The sequence below is a fragment of the Streptomyces sp. genome (assembly GCF_036524955.1).
Classification (GTDB): domain Bacteria; phylum Actinomycetota; class Actinomycetes; order Streptomycetales; family Streptomycetaceae; genus Actinacidiphila.
The window spans coordinates 55943-66694 of record NZ_DATDBG010000178.1; the positions used below are offsets into that span (position 1 = coordinate 55943).

Sequence of the window (10752 nt, forward strand, 5' to 3'; positions counted from 1 at the left end):
TGCACACCATCCGGAAGATCAGGGGACGGGACCACTTTGAGCGTCATCGGCGTCGGCCAGGCCGTCATTCTCGGCGTCGTGGAAGGAGTCACCGAATTCCTGCCGGTCTCCTCCACGGGTCATCTGAAACTGGTCGAGGGGCTCATGGACATCCCCGTCGACGACGACGCCGTGGTGGGCTTCACCGCGGTCATCCAGGTCGGCGCCATCGCCGCGGTGTTCGTGTACTTCTTCAAGGACATCGCGCGGTTCGTCGGCGCCTGGCTGCGCGGACTGGCCAACCCGCGGGAGCGCCGCAACCGCGACTACAAGTTCACCTGGTGGGTGATCTACGCGACCATCCCCATCGTGCTGGTCGGCCTGGCCGCCAAGCCGCTCATCGACGGGCCGCTCGGTTCGCTGTGGGTCGTCGCCCTCTCGCTGATCGGCGGCAGCGGCGTGATGTGGGCCGCCGAGCAGATGGCGCGCTTCAAGCGCGGTGAGGACGAGGTCACCCTGAGTGACGCCATGGTGGTCGGCGCCTCGCAGATCCTCGCCCTGCTCTTCCCCGGCTTCTCCCGCTCCGGGGCCACGATCTCCACCGGGCTCATCCGCGATCTGGACCGGGTGGCCGCCACCCGCCTGTCCTTCTTCCTCGGCCTGCCCGCGCTCACCGGCGCCGGACTGTACGAACTCAAGGACGCCACCAGCGGCGGCGTCGGCGTGCCCGCGCTCGCGGTCGGCACACTGGTGTCGTTCCTCGTCGCGTACGCCTCCATCGCCTGGCTGCTGAAGTTCGTCGCCAAGCACTCCTTCAACTCCTTCGTCATCTACCGGATCGTGGTCGGCGTCGTACTGATGGGACTGCTCGCGACCAACACCCTGGACGCCTGAGACCGAGGGCCGCGGGGGGTCGGCCGGGGCAGGGGGCGCGTCCCACCGGGTGGGCCCTCACCCAAGTGGGTGTGCCGCTGGTCCCAGTTGATCGGAAGCGCGGGCCGCCCCGAAGGCGAGTCGCTATCGTCGCCTCCACGGGGACCGTACGGCGAACACCTGTTCCGCCGCCGGTTCGCGGCGCGTGTGCACGGGCCGGTGCCCACCGGGCATCGGCCGCCCCACAACGGTGTGGCACGTGGCTTCATTTCTGCGCGTGGTGGTGCGCCGCGCGGATCCGCCCCCCGACGAGCGGAGTAGACATGCCCCTCACCCTGAAGCCCGGAACGGCCTGGAGCGACGCCTGGCAGCGTGCCATGCTCGCCGCGCCCGAGGCCTTCCGCGACGACCGAGTCCTCAACCTCTGGGACGGCCGCTGGCAGGCCGACGGCCGGGCGCTGCCGGCCACCTCGCCGGTGGACGGCAGCCCCATCGCCGGGCCACCGCGCGTGGACTCGACCACCGCCCAGAACGCGGTGCGTGCCGCGCTCGACCAGCACCGTCGCTGGCGGCACGTCTCGCTTCCCGACCGCAGAGCCAGGGTGTCCGCGACCCTGGACGCCCTGACCGAGCACCGCGACCTGCTGGCCCTGCTGCTGGTCTGGGAGATCGGCAAACCGTGGCGGCTGGCCTGTGCCGACGTGGACCGCGCGATCGACGGTGTGCGCTGGTACGTGGACGGCGTCGGGCCGATGCTGGAGGGTCGGTCGCCGCTGGACGGCCCGGTCTCCAACATCGCGAGCTGGAACTACCCGATGAGCGTCCTGGTGCACGCCATGCTCGTCCAGGCGCTCGCGGGCAACGCCGTCATCGCCAAGACCCCGACCGACGGCGGCCTGTCCTGCCTCACCCTGGCGTGCGCGCTCGCCCAGCGCGAGGGCATCCCGGTCACCCTGGTCAGCGGCAGCGGCGGCGACCTGTCCGAGGCGCTGGTGCGGTCCCCGGAGATCGGTTGCGTCTCCTTCGTGGGCGGCCGGGACACCGGCGCCCGGATCGCCACCGCGGTCGCGGACGTCGGCAAGCGCCACATCCTGGAGCAGGAGGGCCTCAACTGCTGGGGCCTGTGGGAGTACAGCGACTGGGACTCCTTCGGCGCGCAGATCCCCAAGCTCTTCGACTACGCCAAGCAGCGCTGCACCGCCTACCCCCGCTTCGTCGTGCAGCGCTCCCGTTTCGCCGACTTCCTCGCCGCGTACCTGCCGGCTGTGAAGTCGGTACGCACCGGACACCCGCTGGCCGTCGCCCACCCCGACGACCCGCTGCCCGCACTGGACTTCGGCCCGCTCATCAACGCGGCCAAGGCCAAGGAGCTGTCCGACCTGGTGGCAGAGGCGATCGGCCGCGGTGCCGTACCACTGCACCAGGGCGCGCTCGACCCGGAGCTGTTCCTGCCCGGGCAGGACACCTCCGCCTACCTGGCGCCGGTCACGCTGCTGGGCCCGCCGCCGTCCTCACCGCTGCACCACACCGAGCCGTTCGGCCCGGTGGACACCATCGTGCTGGTCGACACCGAGGCGGAACTGCTCGCCGCGATGAACGCCAGCAACGGCGCGCTGGTGGCCGCGCTGTCCTGCGACGACCCGCGGACCACCGAGCGGCTGGCCGGCCAGGTCCGCGCCTTCAAGGTCGGCCGCAACGGCCCGCGGTCCCGCGGCGACCGGGACGAGCTCTTCGGCGGCCTCGGCGCGTCCTGGCGCGGCGCCTTCGTCGGCGGCGAACTCCTCGTCCACGCCGTCACCCAGGGGCCGGAGAGCGAACGCCTCCCCGGTAACTTCCCGGACTACCAGCTGCCGGCGGCGTAACGATCGCCCCGGGCCCCGCCGCGATCCCGCGGCGGGGCCCGGGTACCGGTCAGGGCAGCGCGGTGAAGGGGGCCAGGAAGGACTGGGCGGACGGGGCGTCCAGCCGGTAGGCGACGTTGGTCGCGTAGCAGGGGCTGCCGCCGGTGACGGTGGTCGCGGCGAGGAGCCGCTGCCCGTCGACGGTGGCGAAACCGGGCGTCGGGGTATGAGCGCGTCTCGTGGCCGGTGGACGCGGGTAGACCCGGTTTCGCCCGACAGTCGGTTCCTTTCGCGGAACAGCCGCGCGGCAGCGTACCGGAAGGGCATACTCCTGGGTATGGATCCGCACGGCGACGACGGAGACGACGTTTCCGCGTACCAGAGCCTCCAGGCGACCGGACCGGGCGCGCCGGGTACATCAGGCGCTCCGGATACGGCGGATGTATCGGGCACAGCGGACGCGCCACGCGTGTCTGCCGTACCCGACGTACCGCACGTACCGGAGTACGCCCCGGTCGCGCCACTCACCGAGATCGAGGCGTGGAAGGCCCGCAAGACGTACCCGTCGGTGCTGTTCGCGGGCGGCCCGGTCTTCGGTGTGGCGCGGGAACGCGCCGAGGGCGGTTGGGAATTGCAGCCGCACTTCGCCGGACTCACGCCGCAGGACGCCCGGGACGACCTCGGCTGCCACTTCCGTACGCTCGCCCAGGCGGCCGGCCGGGACGGCGACGCCTCCGTGCAGGCGGAGTACCTGGCCGCCGCGGACCGCCTCGACCGGGAGCCACTGGACGAGATGACGGTACGGGGCGAGCGCTACCGCGTGGTGCGCGCCGAACGGTTCATCCGGATGGGCCCCGACGGCCCCGAACCCCCGCGCGCCACCGACCCCGACCCCGGCGGTCCCGGCGCGCCCGGGTCCCGAACCGACCCCGCCGACGGACTGGTCATCGCCCCGTTCCAGGACAGCCCCTCCGGCGGCGTGCTCAGCGCCGAACTCCTCGCCGCGGTCGGCAGGCACGGCACCGTCCGCAGCGCCGTCGCCGACGATTCGCGCGCCGCCGTCCACACCCACCCCGGCGGCGTGCTGCTGCCCGCCACCTTCATGACCGCCGAACGCCGGGGCCGCAGCTGGCGCCCCGACTCGGCCGGCATCGCCACCACGCCCCAGGCCGCCCGCGACGACCTCGCCACCCACCTTCGCGTCATCGTGCCCTGGCGGCACGAGCTCAGCGCGGAGGAGAGCGAGGTCTACAAACGGGCCGCCGACCGCCTCGACACCGAGCGCTGCGACGAACTCGACGTCGCCGGCCGTCACTACCGCATCGTCCGTGTCGAGCGCCTGCTCCGTCTCGGCCCCGGCGGGCCCGAGGGCCCCCGCTCCTCCGACACCACCCCCTACGACCGCCCCGACCACGACGACGAACTCTGCCACGACGCCGAGGCCCCGCTGAAGCGGATCATCGAACTCTTCGAGGAGGAGCGCGTGCGCCGTGCGTCGCTCGGCCGCGGCACGGGCTGAGGGGGCGCGCGGCGGCGCCAGGCGTCCGCGGCGAGCCGTACCCGCTGCTTCTCGTCCTCGGTCAGCTCCCGCACCCGCCGGGCCCGGCACACGTGTCCGGACCGCTCGATGCGCTCGGCCATCTGGCGGACGTTGCGCATCGCGCGAGTACGGGCGGCTCCGCGCCGGGGCCTAATGCGGTCCAACCCGGGCGCTCCAGCGGTGGTGGGTCGCGTAGGAGCTCCAGGGGCGCCAGTCCGGCGCGGCCGCTTCGGGGCTGCCCGGGTCGGCAGAATTCACGCGGTTCACGGGGTTCACCGGGTTTCCGGGGTCGGGGAGCAGTACGTCGGGGTCGCCGAGGGCGCGCATGCGGATGTAGGCGGCGGTGCGGGGGCTGAGGCCGGGGATGCCGAGCAGGGTGCGTTCGGCCTCGTCGCGGTCGGCGCCCGGGTCCAGACGGAGGGAGCCGTCGGTGAGGGCGGCGGCGAGGGAGCGCAGGGCGGCGCGGCGGTCCTCGGGCAGATCGAGGCCGTCGAGTCCGTCCGGCCCGTCCACGTCGTCGCGTCCGTCCGGGCCGTCCGGTGCGGTGAGGGCGGCGGCCGCGAGGTCCGCGGGGCGGGGGAAGAGGTGCGTCAGACCGCCGTTCGGCACGGCGAGCGGCTCTCCGTACGCGGCCACCAGCGCGCCCGCGCGGCGCCGCGCCCCGACCCGCGGCAGGTCCTCGTCCCCGTCCTCGCCGAGCACGGCCCGCAGCGCCAGTTCCTCGGGGTCCGCGGCTCCCGGCGCCCGCAGTCCCGGCCGCTCGGCGACCAGCGGGGCCAGCTCCGGGTCCGCGGAGAGCCGCTCGGCGACGGCGTACGGATCGGCGTCCAGGTCGAACAGCCGCCGGATCCGCTGTGTGGCGGTGGTCAGGTCCCGCAGTTCGCCCAGGTGCAGTGAGCACTCCAGCCAGCCGCCCGCGGCCGGCCGTTCGGCGACCTCCGCGACGCCCGTGCCGTGCGGCAGCCGCAGCGTACGGCGGTACGTCCGGGCGCCCGGCGCGCCGGTGACCTCCTCGACGCCCGGTACGGCCCGGGCGGCGAGGAAGTCGAAGACCTGCGCGGAGGCGTACGGACCGCGGTACGCCAGGCGCAGCGGCACGCCGGTCGCGCCGTCCCACCCGGACCGGTGGGCGCGGCCCGGGCGGGCGGCGCGCAGCTCGGTCGGGGTGACCGCGTAGATCTCCCGGATCGTCTCGTTGAACTGCCGCACGCTCGCGAAACCCGCGGCGAACGCGATCTCGGCGGCCCGCATCGACGTGGTCTGCAACAGCACGCGGGCGGTGTTGCCGCGCTGCGCCCGGGCCAGCGCGATCGGGCCGGCCCCCAGCTCGGCGTTGAGCTGCCGCTGCACCTGCCGCGCGCTGTAGCCCAGCCGCGCGGCCAGCCCGCCGACGCCTTCCCGGTCCACCACGCCGTCCCCGATCAAGCGCACCGCGCGCCCCACCACGTCGGCCCGCATGTTCCAGTCCGCAGACCCCGGCACCGCGTCCGGCCGGCACCGCCTGCACGCCCGGAACCCGGCCCCCTGCGCCGCCGCGGCCGTCGCGAAGAACGACACGTTCGCCCGCTTCGGCGTGACCGCCGGACAACTCGGCCGGCAGTAGATCCCCGTCGTCGCCACCCCGAAGAAGAACACCCCGTCAAACCGGGCATCCCGACTCCGCACCGCCTCGTACCTGCTGTCCTCGCTCACCATCCGCCCAGTATGCGACGCCCCACGCTCACCCTCTGGCGGCTTTCGGACGCCCAGCCGGCTGTGCGCCCTCCGACCACCGGACCGGCCGAACGCCCCGATTCGGGGGTGCGAACAGGCACCAGGCCCTGGATATCGAGGCCGGAACGCCGCCCGGCCGTGGCATCGCCGTTATCTTCAGGGCTGCCCCGGACGCAGAAGGGCGCCCCCTGCGGACGTCTGAGGGGTGGCCGCAGGGGGCGCCTGTCCGTACCGGCGGACCTGACCGAGGCGGGACCGGCGCGGACGTCTTACGGTGCTGCCCATTGCCCGGAACGGCAGCCATCGGGGTTATTGCGGTTCTCAGGCTGCGGCTACGCCGATGCACACAAGGGCGATTTGCGCGAACAGCGCTCCGGTTCCGGCGAGTGCCCACCGGTCATACGGGGTGGGATCGTGCCAGCGGCAGGGCGGGGCTTCGCCGGGAAGGGGCAGGCTGCTCCATGCCGCGCCTGCGGCGAGGAAGGCGCAGCACGTCACAGCTCCGGCCAGAGTGCCCAGGATTCGCACCATGCCCGGCGGGGCGTACGTCACCTGTGCCCACACGAGCATGGCGGGCACAAGCGACGCGATCACTCCGCCCAGCAACCCGGCTTCCGGATGATCACGAACGAACCGCACGGACGCCTGTATCTCTTCTGTGCGCTCCGTTGGCCGCTCGTACGGGAGGCACACCACACAGCGGGCGTTGACCCCGCACTGGACGCACAGCACCAGGACCGTGCCGCACTCGTCGCAGGGGTCGTCAACTTCCTGCCGTGGCTTGGGCGGTCGCCATGCACGTAACGCAGCGCGCACGCTCACCGTGGCACCTCCGTGCCGTCGTCGGCCAGGACAGACCACACCATTTTTCCCGGCCCTTCCCGGTTGCTCACGCCCCAGTGGCCGCCGGTAAGCACGTCCACGAGGGCCAGGCCCCTGCCGGACTCCTCTTCCGCGGTTGCGTCTCGGCGCTCCGGCTTGTGGTCGTTGGAGTCGTGCACCTCGATCCGAACCCCGGACTCAAGCCGCTCCAACCGAGTTGAGATCAGGTTCCCGTACGGGGGGTGCGCGTGGTTGACCGCGTTGGTGACCAGTTCGCTCACGACCAGTTGGGCGGCGTCCGAGAGGCGGGACAGTCCCCAGGCGTCAAGGTGGTGGGCGAGGAACTGACGTGCCCTGCCCACCGAGCGGGGAGCGGGAGGCCACATCTTTTCGACAACGGACGGACATTCCTCGGCCAGAGCTGCCGGCGTACCAGGGGTCATCACGCTGCCCCCTGCATCCCGAACGAGCGCGGGTTAAGGTCGAACATGTTCAGCCTGCTTTCTCCAGGTTGAGCCACGCCCCCGGACCGGTCGCACGGTCGCGGGGGTCGTGGCTTCCCGGCACCGCAGCTCGGCCCATCGCGAACCGGTCGCACGGCCGCGTAAGGCGTCTGTCTTGCTCTAGGCAACCGGGCCGCTACGCACAGCGGTACCGTTGAGGCGCCAGGCGTTATTAAGAGCTTTAAGCGGCGCGGGGAGTGGGCACGCATGGGTGACCGTCAGCCGAACAAGGGTCTGACGCGGCTGTACCGCGAGAGCGGGTGGACGCTCCGGCAGTTCGCCCAAGAGGTCAACAAGCTGGCCACGGAGCGCGGGACACCCACGCGGTACCAGTCGCCATCGGTGCACCAGTGGCTAGACGGGCACATGCCCAAGGAAGAAGTACAGCCGCTCATCATGGAGGCGCTGTCACGTCACCTGCACAGGCCCATCACGCGTACACAAGCAGGATTCCCCCCGTCCGCCGATGAGTCGCCCGCCGTGAGGACCGTTGACGGCTTGCTCGACCTGGGCGAGCAAGACATGAGCCCAACACGCCGGACCGTCGTCGGTGCCTCGCTCTTTTCTGTAGCGCTCACCATCCCCGGTTGGCAAGACGTCGTCGGGCGGATGGAAGTAATTCAGACCGGCCAGGTGCAGCGCATAGGGATGCCCGAAGTAGACATGGTCATCGCCATGACCGAGCAAGTTTCCAACTTGGATGACCAGTTTGGCGGACGGCATGCGCGCCCGATGGCAGCCGCTTTCTTAGTCAATACCGTCGCGCCATACTTGAAAGCGGATGCCACCGAGGAAGTACGCAAAGCGATGATGTCTGCCGCATCTGACCTTTGTTACCTAACGGGCTACATGGCGGTAGACGAAGGTGCGCACGGAATCGCACAACAATATTACTTGAAAGCGCTAGAGCTTGCTGGGGCGGCGGAGGATCACCTCACATTCTGCACCACGCTGCGGGGCATGAGTGTGCAGGCTGTAGACCTGCGCCACGGTCCCGAAGCGCTCCGCCTTGCAGATGCCGCCGCAGCCGCCTCCCCGCAAGCCGGGCCACGGATGCGCGCATTCCTTGCGGGACAGCAGGCGCATGCGTCGGCACAGGTCGGCGACCGCAGGAACGCTCTGACGTATCTACGGGAAGCCGAAGTCGCCATGGAAAAGGCGGAGTCTAGGCAAAAAGCCTTCGGCTCGTACGATCCAGCCGCTTTGAATTACCACACCAGTCAAGTGCGGTACGAGCTTGGTGACTTGCGCGGCGCCGTTCAGGCAATGCAAGAAGGAGATAAAACGCGCCATGACATCTACAGGCGTATTCGTGTGAGAGACCGCGGGCTGTTGGCCGAGCGTCAATTCGCGATCGGCCACCTTGAAGCGGCTTGTGAGACGTGGCATACGGCACTGGACGATTTTCCCTTGGTCCAGTCCGGCCGGGCCGATCAGCGCATCGCTGAAATGTTCCGACTGATCCGCCCGCACGCGAGGAACGCGACCGCGCGTGATCTCCATGAGCGGGCAAGGCTCGTCGCCCCGAAGCTTGCCATCTGATCCACGTTAGGCGCCCATGTCCGGCAGTCCTGGTCAGGGCGTCGCAGCACATCACGGAAAGAAGAGAGCGCCCCTCTCAACCCTTGGGGGGTTGAGAGGGGCTATTCGCTTGCGCGCATTACAGGCCGTACTTCTGCCACTTCGTGTGCCCTGGCGTTGTCGTCCCCCTGCTCATCCACAGAGCGTGCACGGCCGGACCGGTCGGCAGACACAGGCGGGTACTCGCGGGCGGTGAGGGTGGCGGAAGGGGCGGTGATCAGCATGTTTGAGGTCATGCCCGCACACCGCGCCCATCAAGACACATTGGCAAAGGTGACTGCTGCCGGGCGCCGCGGGGCAGGCGGGATGTGTCAGACAGGCCCTAGCGCGGGCGGACTGCCTTCGGGCCCACGGAGGAGGCGCCGACGGCGGTGATGCGGTCGCGGAGGGCGCGGTCGGCGGTGGCTACGAGGCGGTGGCGCTGGGGGGAGCGGCCGGCGAGGGTGGTGATGAGGTCGTCGCCGCTGGCGGGGGCCGATTCGACGTGGACGCCCGGGATCGAGGGGACGCCGCGGGCGGCGCCCTCCACGACCAGGACGACGTCGAGGGGGGTGCCGATGGCCCATGCGGGGGCGCCGCTGTCCGCGGGGAGGCCGGTGGCGGCGAGTGGGGCGAGGGCGTCGCGCAGGCGTTCCGCGGCGGCGCGACGGTCGCGCCACCAGCCGTCCGGCACCGAGCCGACCACGTTCGCGCCGTCCACGATGAGCAGCGGCCGGTCCGTCACGAGCGCCCACCGCCCGACGCCAGGTGCGCGAAGCGGATTCCCTGACGGCTGCGGCTCACCGCGCCCGGCCGCAGGTCCGACGACGGGTACTCCGGGCGGTTCGGTGAGTCGCGCGGATGCCGCGTCTTCGGGCCTACCGGGCCGCACTGCCGTTTCACCCGGCCCCCGGTGCCGGCGAGCAGGCTGTCGAGCCGGTCCGCGGCGCGGATCTGGAGGAGGGGCCCGGTCGTCCGGACCTCCGGCGTCCGCCCCCCGTCCGGGCCGTGCGGTACGGCCGCGGTCGGCGGCAGCCCGGGACGCGCCGGCGGCCTGAGCGCGAAGCCGTACCCTCCGGCCGCATCGACCTGCGGATCGGGGTGCTCGATGCCCTCGCCGACCGGCCGCGGCGCCGTGAAGGCGGACGGCGAGCCCGCGACGGCCGGCGCCGGCGCCCACGGGAGAGCTTCGGGCGGGACCGGCAGGAAACGGTCGGCGTCGATACGCGGCATGTGACGAAGTATGCCGCCGTTCCCGGCCCGCGACGGGTTCAACGGGTAGTTGCTGACCACGTTCGGCACGGTCTTGACGGACACGTCCGCCAGCAGCGCGACGTCTCTCAGGCCGGCGCCCAGGAGGTTCCTTCCCTCGGCCGTCCTCGCGGAGGCACGGCGGTTCCGGCCCCCGTGTTCGGAGTGGCGGTTCCGCCCCGCGAACTGCGGCACCGAGGCGGCCTGCCCGTGCACCGCGCCGGCCGGCCACCGGCGGCCGGCCTCGTCACGGTCGAGGCCTTCGCCGGCCACCGCCACTGTCGGTGGGACTTTCCGCCGGTCGACGGCTGGGGAGGCCGGGCCGCGCGGCACGAGGTACAGGGTCAGCCCTCGCCGGTCGGCGTCGGCAGCGGTGCCCGGTGCGCCGAGCGGGAAGGCGGCGTCACGATGAACGGCGCCGTTCCGGCCCGCGGCCGGGCGACCGCTGCCTTCGCCGTCGACTGCCCTGCGCCCCTCGCCGGCGGCACGAGCAGCGCGGGCAGGAGCCCGTACCGCGGCGGCCGGGCACCCGGCGGTCAGCAGGGTGCCCGCCATGCGTCCAGTTCGAGGTGCTTGACCATCGAGCTCAGTCCCAGCCTCCGGCTGTCCGCGCAGAACTGACTCGGTGTCAGGTCGTACTCGACGTGGAACACCGGCTTGCCCGCCGCGA

The 10752-nt window shown here is 71.8% G+C and carries 11 protein-coding genes; 4 read left to right on the plus strand and 7 right to left on the minus strand.

Annotation, left to right across the window (positions count from 1 at the left end):
* Positions 1-36: 36 nt before the first annotated feature.
* Both VIW71_RS14625 and VIW71_RS14630 read left to right on the plus strand, forming a co-directional pair.
* The gene (locus VIW71_RS14625; protein WP_331622663.1) at positions 37-873 is read left to right on the plus strand and encodes an undecaprenyl-diphosphate phosphatase; all 837 of its coding nucleotides are present in this window, start codon (positions 37-39) and stop codon (positions 871-873) included.
* A gap of 302 nt (positions 874-1175) precedes the next feature.
* Entirely contained in the window at positions 1176-2714 is a 1539-nt protein-coding gene (locus VIW71_RS14630; RefSeq protein WP_331622665.1) for an aldehyde dehydrogenase family protein, read from the plus strand.
* 49 nt (positions 2715-2763) lie between these two features.
* Here VIW71_RS14630 and VIW71_RS14635 read toward each other — a convergent pair whose 3' ends face one another.
* Positions 2764-3042 carry a hypothetical protein gene (locus VIW71_RS14635; RefSeq protein WP_331622666.1) on the minus strand — a complete coding sequence of 93 codons (279 nt, stop codon included), beginning with the start codon at positions 3040-3042 and terminating at the stop codon, positions 2764-2766.
* A gap of 120 nt (positions 3043-3162) precedes the next feature.
* Between VIW71_RS14635 and VIW71_RS14640 the strand changes: the two genes are divergently transcribed.
* Positions 3163-4212: a DUF5954 family protein gene (locus tag VIW71_RS14640; RefSeq protein WP_331622667.1), complete on the plus strand. Its 1050-nt coding sequence runs from the start codon at positions 3163-3165 to the stop codon at positions 4210-4212.
* 171 nt (positions 4213-4383) lie between these two features.
* On the opposite strand, the gene VIW71_RS14645 is transcribed toward VIW71_RS14640, so the two are convergent.
* The 3 genes from VIW71_RS14645 to VIW71_RS14655 form a co-directional block, all read right to left on the minus strand.
* On the minus strand, positions 4384-5928 hold the full coding sequence (locus VIW71_RS14645) for a DNA-3-methyladenine glycosylase 2 family protein (protein ID WP_331622668.1): 1545 nt from the start codon (positions 5926-5928) through the stop codon (positions 4384-4386).
* A 339-nt stretch (positions 5929-6267) separates the two neighbouring features.
* A complete protein-coding gene (locus VIW71_RS14650; protein WP_331622669.1) occupies positions 6268-6768 on the minus strand; it encodes a hypothetical protein in 501 nt (166 codons plus the stop codon).
* Positions 6765-7211: an ATP-binding protein gene (locus tag VIW71_RS14655; protein WP_331622671.1), complete on the minus strand. Its 447-nt coding sequence runs from the start codon at positions 7209-7211 to the stop codon at positions 6765-6767. Before VIW71_RS14655 ends, VIW71_RS14650 begins: the two co-directional genes overlap by 4 nt.
* 267 nt (positions 7212-7478) lie before the next feature.
* Here VIW71_RS14655 and VIW71_RS14660 point away from each other — a divergent pair, with 267 nt between their 5' ends.
* Positions 7479-8813: a tetratricopeptide repeat protein gene (locus VIW71_RS14660; RefSeq protein ID WP_331622673.1), complete on the plus strand. Its 1335-nt coding sequence runs from the start codon at positions 7479-7481 to the stop codon at positions 8811-8813.
* 361 nt (positions 8814-9174) lie between these two features.
* Here the strand turns inward: VIW71_RS14660 and VIW71_RS14665 are convergent, their stop codons facing one another.
* From VIW71_RS14665 to VIW71_RS14675, 3 genes are all read right to left on the minus strand, one after another.
* Entirely contained in the window at positions 9175-9576 is a 402-nt protein-coding gene (locus VIW71_RS14665; RefSeq protein ID WP_331622675.1) for an NTP pyrophosphohydrolase, read from the minus strand.
* A complete protein-coding gene (locus VIW71_RS14670) occupies positions 9573-10637 on the minus strand; it encodes a hypothetical protein (RefSeq protein WP_331622676.1) in 1065 nt (354 codons plus the stop codon). Before VIW71_RS14670 ends, VIW71_RS14665 begins: the two co-directional genes overlap by 4 nt.
* Positions 10619-10752: endo alpha-1,4 polygalactosaminidase (locus VIW71_RS14675; protein ID WP_331622680.1), on the minus strand; the 134-nt coding region annotated here is incomplete at its 5' end. The genes VIW71_RS14675 and VIW71_RS14670, both read right to left, overlap by 19 nt.

Coding starts and splice junctions, on each gene's coding strand:
- VIW71_RS14660 (WP_331622673.1), top strand. CDS start 7,479: ATGGGTGACCGTCAGCCGAACAAGGGTCTGACGCGGCTGTACCGCGAG.
- VIW71_RS14630 (WP_331622665.1), top strand. CDS start 1,176: ATGCCCCTCACCCTGAAGCCCGGAACGGCCTGGAGCGACGCCTGGCAG.
- VIW71_RS14645 (WP_331622668.1), bottom strand. CDS start 5,928: ATGGTGAGCGAGGACAGCAGGTACGAGGCGGTGCGGAGTCGGGATGCC.
- VIW71_RS14670 (WP_331622676.1), bottom strand. CDS start 10,637: ATGGCGGGCACCCTGCTGACCGCCGGGTGCCCGGCCGCCGCGGTACGG.
- VIW71_RS14655 (WP_331622671.1), bottom strand. CDS start 7,211: ATGACCCCTGGTACGCCGGCAGCTCTGGCCGAGGAATGTCCGTCCGTT.